The sequence below is a fragment of the Phytohabitans sp. LZ39 genome (genome assembly GCF_059359075.1).
In genome coordinates this window covers 601,339-616,202 of sequence record NZ_JCADBM010000003.1, presented here as the reverse complement: position 1 = coordinate 616,202, position 14,864 = coordinate 601,339, and the positions used below count along the sequence as shown (strand labels likewise).

Sequence of the window (14,864 nt, the reverse complement as noted above, 5' to 3'; positions counted from 1 at the left end):
CAGCACTGGTAGGCGCGCGTCATCGGGTTGATGATCGTGCCGTGCGCCTGGGCCGCACCGGTCCACGGCAGCATGCCGACTGTCACGGCGACCAGCAGGACAAGCGCTCGGATGAGCCGAGATCCGCGGCCGGATTGATCGGGCTTGTGTGAACGCACGTACATCCTCCGTTCTTCGGCATTGAAAGCCTGTTTGGGAGCGCTTCCAGCGAAGTATTACATCTACGGCTGTACATATCAAGAATCGTCTATTGCTGTGGTGTGGGGCGAGATGTGATGTGCGTTCCCGGATCAGTACAGCGGGGCGCAGACCGCGGAGTACGGCGAGTTGGAGATGTTGTCGGCGCTCTTCCTGCCGGTGACGCCAAACTGGATCGACTGCCCCCGCACGAGTTCTCCGTTGTAGGACGCGTTGCCGAAGACGTAGACGGGGTCGGCGTCCAGGAGCAGCTCGGAGTTCCAGTGCCCGGTGACCTCCGCCCCGGTCTGGAAATGCGTCTCGATCCGCCAGCCGAACATCTTCCTGGTGGCGTTGTTGGTGACGGTGAACGTGCCCTGGAAGCCGGCCGGGAACTCGGGCGTCGCGTTCCAGCCACCGCCGACGTAGGTCACGGAACAGGGCGGTGCCGCCTGGGCGGGCGTCGCGGCGACCGTCGTGGCCGTGAGTGTGAACAGTGCCGGCAAGAGCATCGCGAGCGCCCGGCGGTAGGTTCTGGCGTGCATGGGATCTCCCTTCGCGGCCGCCGGATGGCGGCACCGTCAGGGTGCCCGCGGGCGTTCATCGAAGCTGCATCGGTTGATTCATCGGCATGTATTTGATGATGGTCTCTCGCACCTGGGAGCGTTGGATCTGGCCCGTCGCGGGAGTGCGCGGGATGGCCTCCACCACGGCGACCCGGCGTGGCTGCTTGAACGGCGCGAGCCGCCCGGCCACGTGCGCCCGCACCGCCGCCACGTCGGGGACCGCGCCGTCGCCGGCCGGCACCAGGGCGGCGCAGACCACCTCGCCCCAGCGGGCGTCGGGCAGTCCCACCACGGCGACGTCCCGCACACCGGGCAGGTCGCGCAGGGCGTACTCCACTTCGGATGGTGACACCGACTCGCCGCCGGTGCGGATCACCTCGCGGGCCCGGCCGGTCAGGTAGAGGTAACCCTCGTCGTCCAGGCGGCCGAGGTCGCCGGAGCGGTATCCGCCGTCGCGCATCGCCGCCGCGGTCTCCGCCGGCAGGCCGTGATAGCCGGCCATGAGCGTGTCACCGCCGACCACGACCTCGCCGTCGTCGAGCCAGAGCGTGCCGGGAAAGGCTGCCCGCCCGACGCTGCCCGGCCGGCGTGACAGCTCCCAGTCGTGCAGCGCGGCCATCCGGCCCGCCTCGGTGGAGCCGTAGAGGATCGTCGTGGTGGTGCCGGGCAGCCGCTCCTTGATCCGGGCCACGAGCTCGGCCGCCACGGGCGAGGTGCCGGTGTCGGCGTGCCGGAGGCTGGACAGGTCGGCGCGCCGGTGCTCGGCGTCCAGCAGCCGCTCCCACACCGCGGGGATGCAGTAGATGGCGGCCGGCCGGTGCCGCCGGACCGCGTCGACGATGCTCACCGCGTCGGCGCGGGGCACCAGGTGTACGGCGGTGCCGTGCTGCCACGCCTCCATGACGTAGTGCCAGCCGCCGTAGTGGTACAGCGGGAAGCTGCACAGCACGCCGCCGTCACCGCGCAGCCCGGTGCTGAACGTGCCGCCACCGGGTGCCGAGCGCAGCCAGCTCGCCCGGTGGCTGACCAGCGCGCCCTTGGGACGGCCGGTGCTGCCGCTGGTCAGGTACAGGATGTGCGGGTCGGTCTCGGACACCGCCACCGCCACCGCCGGCGACCCGGGCGCGCCGGAGAGCGTGGCGGCGATCGCGTGCGGCGCGCCGAGGCCGGGCCGCCGCGCGTCGCAGACCACGAGGCGGGGATCCAGGTAGTCCAGCACCGCCGCGAACTCCACATCGGACAGTGCCGGGTTGACCGGCGCGAACACCGCGCCGAGCCGGGCACACGCGAGAAACCCGTCGAGGGTACGCAGGGCCGGCGCGGACCACCAGAGCACCCGGTCGCCGCGGCGCACCCCGAGGCCGGCGAGGGCGTTGGCGGTGCGGTTGGCGGCCTCGTCGAGCTCGGCGAAGCTGACCCGGGCGCCGCCGAGGCTCGCGGCCACCGCGCGCGGGGCCATCCGGGCGGCACGCCGGACGATGTCGCCGATCAGCAGTGCCATGCCGGCCCGCCGATGGAGACCTGAGCGGGGTTGATGGCTCCGTGCGCCGGCTTGTCGGCGGTGATCCGGATGGCCTCCGGTATCTCGTCGACGCCGTCGAGGCGGTGCGTGACCAGCGACTCCACGTCGACGTCGCCGCGGGCGACGAGCCGTAGCGCGTGGGTGAAAGCGCCGGCGCCGGAGCCCGGGTGCAGCAGGGAGACGCTTCGCTCGCGCAGCCGGGCCAGCGGCGCCGGCGCCCCCTCCGGCAGCACCGACACCAGCACGATCCGCCCGCCGCGGCGTACACATCGGACAGCGAGGTCGAGCGTGCCGGCGCCGGACAGGCCGACCGACGGCGCGCCACCGGCGGTCTCGATGACGACGTCGACGCCGACGCCCTCGGTGGCGTCGGCCACCCGCTCCGCCACGCCGTCGCCGGCGCCGAGGACGAGGTCGGCGCCGAACCTGACGGCGAGGTCCAGCTTGGCCCGGCTCCGCCCGGCGACCAGGATCTGCCCAGCGTTGCCGTGCCGGGCCACCTGCACCGCCAGCAGCCCCATCACGCCGGCACCGACGACGAGGACGCTCTCGCCCGGCCGCACGGCGGCGAGCGCGTGCGCGTGGATGGCACCGGCGAGCGGCTGGATGGCTGCGGCGGCGGAGTCGCTCACCCCGTCCGGCACCGGCACCACGTTCGCCGCCGGCACCACCACCCGCTCGGCGAACGCGCCGGGCCGGGTGAAACCGACGAACCCGGGGGAGGCGCACGCGTCCGGCCGGTGGCGGCGGCAGGCGGCGCACCGTCCACACACGACGGTTTCCACCACGGTGACCCGGCTGCCGGCGGGCACCCGGCCGGCGGCCGTGACGACACCGCAGAACTCGTGCCCGCCGAACCGGACCGGCCCGCGGGCGAGCGCGGCGGCGAGGTGGCCGTGCTGGGCGACCGGCTCGCCGGCGATCATCATGCACTCGGTGACGCTCGGCTGGACGCAGGTCACGTCGACGACCACCTCGCCGGGGCCGGGCGCGGGGTCGGGCACGTCTTCCATCCGCAGGTCACCGAAGCCGTGCAGCACAGCAGCGCGCATCCCCACCTCAGCTCTCTTGATCTCTAGTTGGATTTTGTATCTAATATCTAAACGGAGTCAAGGAGGGGGCCGGTGGAGCGGGAAGTCATCGTCACGGGCGTCGGCGGCCAGGGCATCCAGCTGCTCGCCAAGACGCTCGCGCTCGCCGCGACCCGGCAGGGGCGGCACGCGATGCTCAGTGCCGACTACGGCGGTGAGATGCGCGGCGGGCCGTCCAAGGCCAGCGTGGTGATCGGCGACGCGCCGCTGCGCGCGCTGCCGGTGCTGCCGTCGGCCTGGTCGGCGATCGTCGCGCACCACAGGTTCAGCGAGGGCGTGCTGGAGCGGGTGCGGCCCGGCGGCCCCGTCGTCGCCAACGTGCCGCTCGTCGACCCCGCCGCGCTCCGCGCCGACCTCGCCATCCACCCGGTCGACGCGGCCGCACTGGCCAAGGCGGCCGGCGCGCCCCAGGCGGTCGGCTTCGTCCTGCTCGGCGCCTACGTCGCGGTCACCGGCCTGGTACCCCAGGAATCTCTGGTGGCCGCGATGGAAGAGCTGCTCCCGCCGTACCGGCGGCAACACGCACCGGCCAACGCGCGGGCCCTCGCGGCCGGCGCGAGCCTGACCACGGCGGTGGCCCATGGCTCTTGAGCTTTTGGAGGGCAGCACCGCGATCGCCCGCTCGGCCATCGCGGCCGGCTGCGCGTTCTTCGCCGGATACCCGATGTCGCCGTTCACCGGGCTGCTGGAGAGCATGTCCCGCGAGCTGCCGGCGGCCGGCGGCGTCTGCCTCAACGCGGAGAGCGAGATCGAAGGCGTCAACATGACCCTCGGCGCGGCCGCCGCCGGGGCGCGGGCGGCGACCGGCTCGTGCGGGCAGGGGATCGCGCTGATGCAGGAGGCGATCGCCGAGGCCGCCCTCAACCAGACCCCGTTCGTGGTCTTCAACATGGCCCGCAACCAGCAGGACTACTTCCAGGCCACGCGCGGCGGCGGCTGGGGCGACTACCGCACGATCACGCTCGCGCCCAAGGACGTGCCGGAGGCGGTCGAGCACACCCAGCTGCTGTTCCACCTCGCCGACAAGCACCGTGCCCCGGTCGTGCTCTACGGCGACCCGCTGCTGGCGCAGACCCGGGTGGGCGTCTCGATCGAGGCACGCGACTTCGGGCCGCTGCCGCCCAAGGACTGGGCCCTCGACGGCACCGGCGGCGGCACCGGACGCTCCCGGCAGGTGTGGACCTGGGCGATGGGCAAGGCCACCGACCCCGGCCCCGGCCCGGACCGGCACTGGCGGTCGATCGCCGAGAAGTTCGACGCGATCGCGGCCGTCGAGGCCCGCCACGAGCAGGCGTACGTCGAGGGTGCCGACACGGTCGTGGTGTCGTTCGGGTCGGCGGCGAAGTTCGTCGAGCACGTGGTCGACGAGCTGCGGGTCGAGGGGCACCGGATCGGCTGGTTCCGGCCGGTGACGCTGTGGCCGTTCCCGGGTGCGGCGCTCGCCGAGGCGACCCGCGGCGTGCGTCGGGTGCTGGTGTTCGAGCTCAACGCCGGCCAGATGCTCGATGACATACGTATTCACGCCGCCGACCGGGACGCCGTCCGGTTCGTCGGCGGGGTGAGCATCTCCGAGTCCGGGCTGGCGTACGGCGAGCTGATGGACGCGCCGGTGATCCGCACACGCATCCTGGAGGCGCTCGCATGAGCATCGACACGAGCCGGCCGCCGGAAGGACCGGCCAAGCTGGCCGCCGACTTCAAGCCCAACCTGCTGCTCGGCGAGCACTCGCTCTGCCCCGGCTGCGGCGAGCCGGTCGCCCTGCGCCTGCTGCTGGAGGTGCTCCAGGAGCTGGAGATCGTGCGGCGGACGATCGGCGTGGTCGGGCACGGCTGCTACGGCAGCTTCGTGCGCATCATGGACGTCGACGTGCTCCAGTGCCTGCACGGCCGCGCGCCGTCGTGCGCGACCGGCATCAAGCGGGTGCGCCCCGACGTGGCGGTCTTCACGATGCAGGGCGACGGCGACATGGCCAACGAAGGCCTCCAGGAGGTGCTGCACGCCGCCGCCCGCGGCGAGAAGATCACCTGTGTACTGCTGAACAACGGCGTCTTCGGCGACACCGGCGGGCAGCTCACCGCCACCACCGTGCTCGGGCAGCGCACGAAGACGAGCCTTTCCGGGCGGGCCGCGGAGGAGCACGGATACCCGATCCCGGTGGCCGACCTAGTCGCCGGGCTGCGCGGCGCGGCCTACGTGGCCCGCGGCGGCGTCGGCACCGCCGGCGGTGTCGCGCAGACCAAGCGGATGCTGCGCCGGGCGTTCGAGGCGCAGCTGTCCGGCGCCGGCTTCGGGCTGGTGGAGATCCTGACGATGTGCCCGACCGGGTGGTTCGTGCCGGCCGGGGAAGGCCCCGACTACCTTGGCGAGTCGATGGAGAAGGTCTATCCACTCGGGGAGCTGATCTCGCCATGACACTCGTCCGGGTGAAGACCGGCGAGGCCGTCGCCGCGCACATCCTCGGCCTGCTCTTCGACGGCACCCTGCGCGGCGGCGACCGCATCGACCTCGACCGCGTCGCCGCCGACCTCGGCGTCAGCCGGGTGCCGGTCCGCGAAGGCCTGATGCACCTCGAACGCGACGGGCTGATCCACATGCCGCACTACCGCGGCGCGTTCGTGGCCGAGTTCGACGCCGGCACGGTCCGCGAGGCGTTCGAGCTGTACGGCATGCTCAGCGCACTCACCAGCAGCCGCGCGGCGACCGCCGGCGACACCGGCGTCATCGAGGAGCTAGGCAAGCTGACCGAGGCGCTGCGCGACTGCGCGCAGGTCGATGAGTTCGAACAGCTCGCCCGCCAGTTTCGCAAGGTGGTCAACCTGACCGCCTCCGGCCCGCACCTGCGGGCGCTGCTGCGCAGCTTCAGCGGCCTGGTGCCGGCCGCCGCCCGATTCTCCATAGTGGACGCCATGGACGCCGAGCGAGCCGCGCTGAGCCGCGAGTACGACACCCTGCGCGCCGGCGACCCGGTCGCGGCGGCGCACGCGGCCCTCGACCACGTGCGGATGACGGCCGCCAACGCGATCGCCGCGCTGCACCGCCGCGGCGTCTTCGCCGGCCCGGACACCGGCCCGTCCGCGGACGCCGACGTCGTGTTGGGCGTCCTCTCCGATCCCGGAGGTCACCCGCATGCCTGAGCAACGGACCAGCCGCGGCACACTCGTCATCGACACCGAGAAGTGCAAAGGCTGCGAGCTGTGCGTCGCCGCCTGCCCGCCGAACGTGCTAGAGATGTCGACCGCGGTCAACGACATGGGGTACCGCTATCCGGAGCTCAACCCCGGCTGCACCGGCTGCACGGCCTGCCAGATGGTCTGCCCCGACTTCGTCTTCGCCGTCTACCGCCTGACCGGCTGAGCGACGGAGCCGATTTCACGCAGATGTGCCCCCGTCCGCGTCAGCGGTAGACCGTATGCTCCCGCGGGCACCGCTGCGGCCGGCGGCTCGCCAGGGCTCGCCGAACCCCCCGGCCTCCGCTGCCAACTCCGCGCGGCAAGCCCACCCATCGCCCCGCCCCAAGAGGCAGCCCTCTTGGGCGTGAATTCCCAGCAGGGGTCCCGTATACCCGCCCAGACGGTGACAGGGCTGCCCTCTTGAGGGCAGGCTAGGGGGTTTGACGGGGCCGGGCCTGCCTTCCAGACTGGCCCACGGCGCGCTGTGATCACGTGCACTTGCGAGGTGGCTGATGAGACGTGGGTTGACCTCGGACACTCCTGAGGTTGTCCAGTTGCTGGCCGACGACGGGTTCTCCGGGCGGCTGGCCGAGCTGGCCCGTTCGCTCGGCCGCGACCCGGGCGAGGTGACCGCCGAGGCCGCCGGCTACCTGCGGGAGATGGGGGCGGTGCACAGCGCGCGGGCGATGGGCGCCTGGTCCCGGTTTACGACGTGGATGTTTCGCGCGCACGAGCTGCTGGTGGACGAGGAGGCCGCGCGCCGGCTGCATCAGCTGGATCGTAAGTACTCGCTGTTGTTCCTCTTCTCCCACCGGTCTTATTTGGACGGTGCGGCGGTGCCGGTGGCGCTGGACCGGCACGGGCTCAGTCCGGCGTTCACCCTGGGTGGGGCCAACCTCAACTTCTTTCCGGTCAACCATCTGGCCCGCCGCTCCGGCATCGTCTACATCCGCCGGTCGACGCAGGACCAGCCGGTTTACAAGCTCGCGTTGCGCGCCTACATCGGCCAGCTGATCCGTAACCGGAAGAATCTCAGCTGGTCCATCGAGGGCGGCCGGACCCGCACCGGCAAGCTGCGGCCGCCGACGTACGGCATCGTGCGCTACGTGGTCGACGCGATCGAGGCCACGCCGGGAGCCGAGGCGCTGATCGTTCCGGTGTCCATCGTGTACGAACAGCTGCACGAGGTCGGGTCGATGACCGCCGAGGCGCGCGGGGCCAGAAAGCGGCCCGAGGACGTCCGCTGGCTGGTCAACTTCGCCCGGCTACAGGCCAACCGGCTCGGTCGGGCCTACCTGGACTTCGGCGAGCCGCTCCCGCTCCGCGAGCGGATGGCCGAGCTGCGCGGTGCGGACCAGCAGGGGCGGCACGTCGTCGAGCGGATCGCCCTGGACACCTCGCACCGCATCAACCAGGCGACTCCGGTCACCGTCACGGCGGTCGTCTGCCTGGCGATGCTGGCCGCAGACCGGGCGCTGACCCTCGACGGGGTGCTGGAGACCGTGGCGCCGATGGCCGGCTACATCGAGTCCCGGCGCTGGCCGGTGGCCGGCGCGGCAAACCTCACCGACCGGGCGACGATCCGCCGCACGTTGCAGGAGCTTGTCGCCTCCGGCGTGCTGGCCAGCTACGACGGCGGCACCGACACGGTGTGGGCGATCGGGGCCGGCCAGCACCTGGTGGCCGCGTTCTACCGCAACACGGCGATCCACATGCTGGTCGACCGGGCGATCGGGGAGCTCGCGCTGGTCGCCGCGACCGAAGGCGGCGCGGACGGCCTGGGCGCGGCGACCGCGGAGGCGCTGCGGCTGCGAGACCTGCTGAAGTTCGACTTCTTCTTCGCCCGCCGCCGCGACTTCGCCGAGCAGATGGCGCTGGAGCTGTCGATCATCGAGCCGGGCGGCGGCGACGGGCTGCACGAGTTCACCCCGGCCGAGGCGCGCAGTTGGCTAGAGCAGGGCCGGCCGCTCGTCGCCCCGCTGGTGCTGCGGCCGTTCCTCGACGCCTACCACCTCGTCGCCGACCGGCTCGCCGCCTGGGAGGGGGAGGAGGTCGACGAGCCCCGGTTCCTGGACGAGTGCCTGCGCGTCGGCCGGCAGTGGGCGCTTCAGGGGCGACTGGCCAGCGAGGAGTCGGTGTCGTTGGAGCTCTTCAAGCCGGCCCTCAAGCTGGCCCGGCACCGCGACCTCCTCGATCCGGCCGCGCCAGATCTGCCGGCGCGCCGCGCGGCCTTCCGCGACGAGCTGCGCGAGACCGTCCGCAGGGTGGGCGTGATCGCCGACCTGGCGTAGGTCGCCGCTCTCCACCGGTGCTCGGGCCGCCCGCGACGGAAAGGCGGTCAGCGGAAACCCCGGTCGGTGTGGCCGGACAGCTTCACCGGCACGCCCATGTGGCTCGCCTTCGCCTCGACCAGCGTGTAGCCGGCGAACCGGTCCTTGCGCACGGCGGTGCCGAAGAACCGGGCCCACGTTTCAAGGGTGGCCAGAGCCTTCTCGTCGTCCCGGTGGATCAGCCCGAACAGGCCCTGCTCGGTCATGTCGATGTGCCAGGTCAGGGCCGGCATCCCCGGGCGGGCGAGCAGGTCGACGAGCGCGTGCGCGGCGGCGAGCTGCCACGCGCGGACCTCGGGCACCGACTCGGGCTCCGGCTCCGGCTCCGACTGGGGCTCCGGCTCGACCGGACGGCGGGCCTCGGCCTCCCGACCGCGGCGATGCTCCTGCCAGCGCTCAACCAGCGCGGGCAGCTCGCCGCGCAGGAACGCGACGAACCGCACCGCTTCGGCCGCGCGTCCGGCCGCCGGCGGCTGGCTGTCCAGGTCCGCGGCCAGTGCGTCCAACAGGCCCTGACCCCGCCCGAGAACCTCCTCGCCGCGCGCCAGCACCGCCGACCACATGTCTTCGCTGCCGCTGTACCGGTGGGCGCGCCAACCCCTCCCGGGGCGGCAGGTCACGAGGCCGGCGCGCTGCCAGTCGTAGACGACGGCGCGGACCAGCCGGGTGCTCAGACCGAGCCGCGCGGCGAGCCGGCGGATGGTGACCCCGCGATCGTCCGCCAGCACGTACGCCAGCACCCTGGTGTAGAGGCGGACCTGGTCGGGCGCGGGCCACGCGTTTCCGGCGTGGAGCGCCACATCGTCGACCGATGCCACCCCACGCAGGTTAGCCGCACCGGGCGAGGATTTTTGGCGCAAGCTGTCGAGAACGCCTGCCGGCCGTTCGTCACCGGGGGGAGGCAACCTTTCCAGCCATGAGGAGCAGACCATGAAGTACGCGATGCTGATATTCGGCGACGACCGCGAGTGGAGCGCGCTGGCCCCGGCCGACGAGCAGGATCTGATGAAGCAGATCACCGCGTGGTTCGAGCGGTGGCAGCCGACCGGCAAGATCGTCGACGGCGGTGTCGAGCTTCAGTCCCGGGACACGGCCAAGACGGTGCGGGCCGGCGCGGACGGCGAGCCGATGGTCACCGACGGGCCGTACCTGGAGCTCAAGGAGGTCATCGGCTCGGTCGTCGTGTTGGAGTGCGACGACATCGACGAGGCGGTCCAGATCGCGGCGACCTGGCCGCTGGCCGCCGGGATGAGCGCGCTGGAGGTCCGTCCGGTGATGAGCACCGAGTAGCGCTACGCGGGCAGCAGCCGGGTCTGGTCCCCGGTGACGACGAGCACCTCACCGTCACGCAGCGCCCAGTGCGGCCGCTTCGCGCCGGCGTACGAGGCCGACACGGCGTCACAGGCCGCGGTCTCCGGATGGCCGGGCGAACGCACATGTGGCACGAACGGGCGGTCGAGCAGGCCAAGCCCGGTCATGATCGGTTCGGCGACGGCCGCGGGGTCGTCGACGAGTCGCAGACCGTCCAGATCGGGGGCCAGGACACAGGCGCCGGCGCTGTAGCCGCCGTAGACCACCGCGTCGCGACGGAGCAGGTCGCGCAGGACGGTGTCGGCGCCTGTGTCGGCGAGCACCCGGCGCAGGACGAAGACGTTGCCGCCACGTACCCACACGATGTCGAAGCCGGCCAGGCTGGACACCGCGGCGGGCTCGCGCAGATCGGCCAGCGTGACGTCGAGGCCGGCGGCGTGGAGGTCGTCGAGGTCGCGTCGCAGGCCGGTTTCACGCACCTCGAAGGGAAGCCCGTCGAGAGCGTTCGGGACCAAGGCGGTGCGCCGCCCGCCGCCGGCCAGGGCGACAAGGCGGTCAGCGTGCGCTCCGGTACGAAACGACGACAGGTACAGGCGCATCGGAGCAGTATGCCGGGGTGAGCCGTGGCCAGCGACCGGCCAACCGCCGATCGCTGGCCAGGCCACCTACCACTGGTAGCTGGCGCAGGTGGAACCGGACCGGTAGCACTCGGCGTACCCCTGGCCCGCGTGGGTCACGTCGAAGACGATGACGAGCACCTCGGTGATCCCGCCGGACACGCGGCTGCCGTCGAGCGGGACGTTGCCGATGTTGAACCACTTGCCGGTCGTGCCGCCGCAGTAGTAGCCCGACCCGGACGGGTAGACGGCGTAGTCGATGCTCGTCGATCCCTGCCAGCCGGTCACCGAGACGTATCCGCACTCGCCGGCGTTGGCGAAGAACCGCACCGAGGTGGCGGTAACGGACCGGCTGTACCAGCTCAGCCCACCGGTGGCCTGCACGGCCAGCCTGCCCGCTCCGCTGGCGTGTACCGCCTTGGCGACGAAGCTGGTGGGGGCGGCGCTCGCGGGGGAGCTCAACCCGAGTATCGAGACCGCGAGCATGCCGATCGCGACACCTGCTCGCGCCATCCGTCGTCTGAGCACAGTCATCTCCTTCGTCGTCGGGTGAGCTCGACTGAACAGGAGGCGGCGGCCCGGGTGGGGCAACCCGACCGAATCCGAACGGTCGATAGCCTGACGATCATGCCGGCCCTCTTCCAGCAACCGCCCGATCCCGGGCAGGCCGCCACCCTCGACGGCGTCGTGGAGCGGCTGCGGCTGCTGAAAGTCTGGGCCGGTGGGCCGTCCTACGAGACGATCAAGGACCGGATCAACGCGGCCTGGTCCGAGGCGGGCCGGCCCGCCGCCGAGCTGGCCCGCAAGACCACGGTGGTGGACTGTTTCCGGCCCGGCCGCCGCCGGCTCAACCATGATCTTGTCGTCGCCATCGTCGAGGCGCTGCACCCCGACGCCGGTTACGTAAGCCAGTGGCGGCAGGCGCTGCGGATCATCGGCGGCGAGACCACCGCGGCGTCCCAGGTGCGCGTCCACGACCAGCTCCCGCACGACTCCGCGGGCTTCACCGGGCGGGCCGGCGAGCTCGATCGGCTGCGCGCCGCACTGCGCCGCCGCGCGTCCGCCGGGGCGGTCGGCGTGATCGAGGGGATGGCCGGGGTCGGCAAGACACGCCTGGCCGTACACGCCGCACGCCTGCTCGCCGACGAGCGGCCGTTCGACGCGGTCCTCTTCGTCAACCTGCGCGGGTTCCATCCGGATCCGGCGCAGCCGCCGGTCGACCCGGCCGCCGTCCTGGACGGCTTCCTGCGCCTGCTCGGTACGACCGCGCGGCGGATACCGCACGACCTGCCGGGGCGCGCGGCGGCGTACCGGCGGCGGGTGGCCGGAACGCGGACGCTGGTCGTCCTCGACGACGCCGCGACCGCCGACCAGGTCCGTCCGCTGCTCGCCCAGGCCGCCGGCTGCGTCACGCTGATCACCAGCCGGCGCCGCCTGTCGCCGCTGCCGTCCGCGGCGCGGCTGCGGCTCGACGTCTTCACGCCGGACGAGGCCACCGCATACCTCGCCGGCGCCGTCGCCGGCATCCCGGTGGGCGCCGATCCGCGGGCCACGGCCCGGATCGCCCAGCTCTGCGGCCACCTGCCGCTCGCGCTCGGCCTGGTCGCCGCGCACATCCGCGGCAAACCCGCGTGGACGCTCACCGACCACGCCGACCGGCTCGCCGAACGCCACCAGGACCGCCGCCTGGACGCCGGCGTCGAACTCGCGCTCGACATGTCCTACCACCGGCTGTCCGGCGGCCACCGCCGGATGCTGCGGCTGATCTCGCTACACCCCGGACAGGACCTCGACGGGTACGCCGCGGCGGCGCTCGCGGGCGTCGACCTGCCCACCGCGCGCGCGTGGCTGGACGAGCTGCACCGGGACCACCTCGTGCAGCCGGCCGCGGCGGGACGGTACGCGCTGCACGACGTGCTCCGGGCGTACGCGCTGAACCAGGCCGGAGACGAAGACCCGCCGCCGGTACGCCGCGCCGCGCTGACCCGGCTGTTCGACCACTGCCTGGGTGCGGCCGCCGCCGCCATGGACATCCTGCACCCGGCCGAAGCGCACCGCCGCCCCAGGATCGCCGCGCCGGCCACCCCGATGCCGCCCCTGCCCGACGCCGGCGCCGCGCGGGCCTGGCTGGACGCCGAACGGGACACGCTCGTGGCCGTCGCCGTGCACACCGCGGCCCACGGCTGGCCGCGCCACGCGACGCGGTTGTCGGCCACGCTGTTTCGCTATCTCAACGGCGGGTACAACGCCGAAGCCGTCGTCGTACACAGCCGGGCCCGCGACGCCGCGCGCGAGCTGGGCGACCTGGCCGGCCAGGCGAACGCCCTGACCAACCTCGGCGCCGCGTACATACAGACCGGGCGGTTCGCGCCGGCCACCGACCAGCTGGAACAGGCCCTGAAGCTGTACCAGCGGGCCGACGACGACACCGGACAGGCCCGCACGCTGACCAACCTGGGCGTCATCGAGGCCCGCTCGGGTCGCTACCGGCAGGCGGCCCACCGCCATGAAGCCGCGCTGGCCGGCTACCGGCGGGCCGGCGATCTCACCGGCGAGGCGCGCGCCCTGGGCAACCTCGGCTTCGCCGAAGCGCGGCTCGGCGACCACCGCGACGCCGCCGCACGGTACGCGCGGGCCACTGACCTGTGCCGGCGGACCGGCGACCGCCTGGGCGAGGCGGCCATGCTCGGCAACCTCGGCGACGTGGAGGTGTGGCTCGAACGGTACGACGCCGCCCGCGAGCACATCGAACAGGCCCGCGGCATCTACCGGGACAGCGGTGACCGGGACGGCGAAGCCTGGACCCTGACCAGCCTGGGCATCCTGGAAAACCGCCTCGGCCGGCCGGCTCGGGCCATCGACCACCACCGGCGGGCACTGGAGGTCTTCCGCCAGGCCGGTGCCCGAGACGGCGAGACGTACGCGCTCAACGGCCTCGGCGAGGCCGCCGCCCCCGGCGACGCGGTGACCCACCACGGCTCCGCCCTGGAGATCGCCACGGAGATCGGCGCGGCCGACCAGCAGGCCAGGGCGCACGCCGGCCTCGGCCGCGCGTGGCGGGAACTCGGCGACGCCGATCAGGCCCGGCATCACTACGGTGCCGCGCTCGCGCTCTACGGCCAGCTCGGCATGCCGCAGACCGCCGACGTCCAGGCCCAGCTCGACACCCTCGCCGCGGAGGACCCGTAGCGTTACCGGGTCGACCTACCTCAGCTGCTGTGGCGGTGCAGGAACGCGTCCACGAGCAGGCGTTGGCGCCTGGTCGGCACCGCGTGCACCTTCAGGATGTCGCCGTCGACCGCTATCCGAACGGAGGGCACCGGCCGGTCGGTCAGCCACGCCTGGACCAGCGCGATGACGGCGGGTAGCGCCGCCGGAGCCAGGGTCACCTGGAGAGAGCCCATCGCGAAGGCGTCGATCGGCGCCGCTTCGGGCGGCACGGCGGCGTGGCGCACCGACTCGACACCGCTGGCGGCGAGCTCCTCCATCCGGTCCTGGAGTGACATGGTCTGCTCGGCGAGCTCGCGTATGTCCGCGTACTCGCCGGGCGCGACGAACATCGACAGCTCCACCGGACCGCCCCGGTGGGGTCAGGCGCAGTCGCGGCAGACGTCGATGTCGGCCACCGCGCGCTGGTTGCGGTGGCGTACCAGGTAGCAGCGCGAGCAGCGGAACTCGTCGGCCTGCATCGGGATCACCGTGACCGACAGCTCTTCGTCGATCTGGTCGGCGCCGGGCAGCTCGAAGCCCTCCGCCAGGTCGGCCTCGTCGACGTCCACCGCGTCGGCACGCGGCGTGGCGCGGCGAGCCTTGAGCTCTTCCAGGCTGTCTTCCTCGACGACGGGGGTCCGTGGCGCGTCGTAATCAGTCTTTGCCATTACTCATCTCCTCTGGGCGGTAGGGCAACAACCGCCCCGCCGGGTCTATTCCGCCTCGCCGACGGGTTGCGTCCGGACCGGTCAAGGGTAGCCGCGCCCGCGAGCCGAGCAGGTCATTTCAGCGGTGACCACCCGGCGGCGCGAGGCGGCGCGATGAACGTGAGGCGGCCGCTGATACATCCGTTCGGAGATCCGACTCTTG

The 14,864-nt window shown here is 72.7% G+C and carries 16 protein-coding genes; 8 read left to right on the top strand and 8 right to left on the bottom strand.

Annotated features, from left to right (window positions below; all coding sequences use genetic code 11):
- Window positions 1-290: 290 nt before the first annotated feature.
- Genes AC5L36_RS09110 through AC5L36_RS09100 form a run of 3 tightly spaced genes read right to left on the bottom strand, consistent with a single transcriptional unit; the run spans window position 291 to window position 3,317 of the window.
- A complete protein-coding gene (locus AC5L36_RS09110; RefSeq protein ID WP_441217161.1) occupies window positions 291-722 on the bottom strand; it encodes a cellulose binding domain-containing protein in 432 nt (143 codons plus the stop codon).
- Between the two features lie 55 nt (window positions 723-777).
- The gene (locus tag AC5L36_RS09105) at window positions 778-2,244 is read right to left on the bottom strand and encodes a class I adenylate-forming enzyme family protein (protein WP_441217160.1); all 1,467 of its coding nucleotides are present in this window, start codon (window positions 2,242-2,244) and stop codon (window positions 778-780) included.
- On the bottom strand, window positions 2,232-3,317 hold the full coding sequence (locus tag AC5L36_RS09100) for a zinc-dependent alcohol dehydrogenase (RefSeq protein ID WP_441217159.1): 1,086 nt from the start codon (window positions 3,315-3,317) through the stop codon (window positions 2,232-2,234). Before AC5L36_RS09100 ends, AC5L36_RS09105 begins: the two co-directional genes overlap by 13 nt.
- 72 nt (window positions 3,318-3,389) lie before the next feature.
- Here AC5L36_RS09100 and AC5L36_RS09095 point away from each other — a divergent pair, with 72 nt between their 5' ends.
- From AC5L36_RS09095 to AC5L36_RS09070, 6 genes are all read left to right on the top strand, one after another.
- Window positions 3,390-3,947, top strand: a complete 558-nt coding sequence (locus AC5L36_RS09095) for a 2-oxoacid:ferredoxin oxidoreductase subunit gamma family protein (protein ID WP_441217158.1) — start codon at window positions 3,390-3,392, stop codon at window positions 3,945-3,947.
- On the top strand, window positions 3,937-5,001 hold the full coding sequence (locus AC5L36_RS09090; protein ID WP_441217157.1) for a hypothetical protein: 1,065 nt from the start codon (window positions 3,937-3,939) through the stop codon (window positions 4,999-5,001). The genes AC5L36_RS09095 and AC5L36_RS09090 overlap by 11 nt, the downstream gene beginning before the upstream one ends.
- Window positions 4,998-5,768 carry a thiamine pyrophosphate-dependent enzyme gene (locus AC5L36_RS09085; RefSeq protein ID WP_441217156.1) on the top strand — a complete coding sequence of 257 codons (771 nt, stop codon included), beginning with the start codon at window positions 4,998-5,000 and terminating at the stop codon, window positions 5,766-5,768. Before AC5L36_RS09090 ends, AC5L36_RS09085 begins: the two co-directional genes overlap by 4 nt.
- Complete coding sequence (locus AC5L36_RS09080) at window positions 5,765-6,490, top strand: GntR family transcriptional regulator (RefSeq protein ID WP_441217155.1); 726 nt, start codon at window positions 5,765-5,767, stop codon at window positions 6,488-6,490. Before AC5L36_RS09085 ends, AC5L36_RS09080 begins: the two co-directional genes overlap by 4 nt.
- Window positions 6,483-6,710 (top strand): 4Fe-4S dicluster domain-containing protein, encoded by a 228-nt coding sequence (locus AC5L36_RS09075; RefSeq protein ID WP_441217154.1) that lies wholly within the window; start codon window positions 6,483-6,485, stop codon window positions 6,708-6,710. The genes AC5L36_RS09080 and AC5L36_RS09075 overlap by 8 nt, the downstream gene beginning before the upstream one ends.
- Before the next feature lie 328 nt (window positions 6,711-7,038).
- Window positions 7,039-8,817: a lysophospholipid acyltransferase gene (locus tag AC5L36_RS09070; RefSeq protein ID WP_441217153.1), complete on the top strand. Its 1,779-nt coding sequence runs from the start codon at window positions 7,039-7,041 to the stop codon at window positions 8,815-8,817.
- Between the two features lie 47 nt (window positions 8,818-8,864).
- Here the strand turns inward: AC5L36_RS09070 and AC5L36_RS09065 are convergent, their stop codons facing one another.
- Complete coding sequence (locus AC5L36_RS09065; protein ID WP_441217152.1) at window positions 8,865-9,674, bottom strand: hypothetical protein; 810 nt, start codon at window positions 9,672-9,674, stop codon at window positions 8,865-8,867.
- A 112-nt stretch (window positions 9,675-9,786) separates the two neighbouring features.
- Here AC5L36_RS09065 and AC5L36_RS09060 point away from each other — a divergent pair, with 112 nt between their 5' ends.
- Window positions 9,787-10,146, top strand: coding sequence for a YciI family protein (locus AC5L36_RS09060; RefSeq protein WP_441217151.1), 360 nt, complete (start codon window positions 9,787-9,789; stop codon window positions 10,144-10,146).
- Window positions 10,147-10,148: 2 nt separating this feature from the next.
- On the opposite strand, the gene AC5L36_RS09055 is transcribed toward AC5L36_RS09060, so the two are convergent.
- Both AC5L36_RS09055 and AC5L36_RS09050 read right to left on the bottom strand, forming a co-directional pair.
- Window positions 10,149-10,766, bottom strand: a complete 618-nt coding sequence (locus tag AC5L36_RS09055) for a Type 1 glutamine amidotransferase-like domain-containing protein (RefSeq protein WP_441217150.1) — start codon at window positions 10,764-10,766, stop codon at window positions 10,149-10,151.
- Window positions 10,767-10,832: 66 nt separating this feature from the next.
- Window positions 10,833-11,312 (bottom strand): hypothetical protein, encoded by a 480-nt coding sequence (locus tag AC5L36_RS09050; protein ID WP_441217149.1) that lies wholly within the window; start codon window positions 11,310-11,312, stop codon window positions 10,833-10,835.
- Window positions 11,313-11,411: 99 nt separating this feature from the next.
- Here AC5L36_RS09050 and AC5L36_RS09045 point away from each other — a divergent pair, with 99 nt between their 5' ends.
- Entirely contained in the window at window positions 11,412-13,973 is a 2,562-nt protein-coding gene (locus AC5L36_RS09045) for an ATP-binding protein (protein ID WP_441217148.1), read from the top strand.
- 20 nt (window positions 13,974-13,993) lie between these two features.
- Here the strand turns inward: AC5L36_RS09045 and AC5L36_RS09040 are convergent, their stop codons facing one another.
- Entirely contained in the window at window positions 13,994-14,344 is a 351-nt protein-coding gene (locus AC5L36_RS09040) for a hypothetical protein (protein WP_441217147.1), read from the bottom strand.
- 30 nt (window positions 14,345-14,374) lie between these two features.
- On the bottom strand, window positions 14,375-14,662 hold the full coding sequence (locus tag AC5L36_RS09035; RefSeq protein WP_441217146.1) for a DUF4193 domain-containing protein: 288 nt from the start codon (window positions 14,660-14,662) through the stop codon (window positions 14,375-14,377).
- Window positions 14,663-14,864 lie beyond the last annotated feature (202 nt).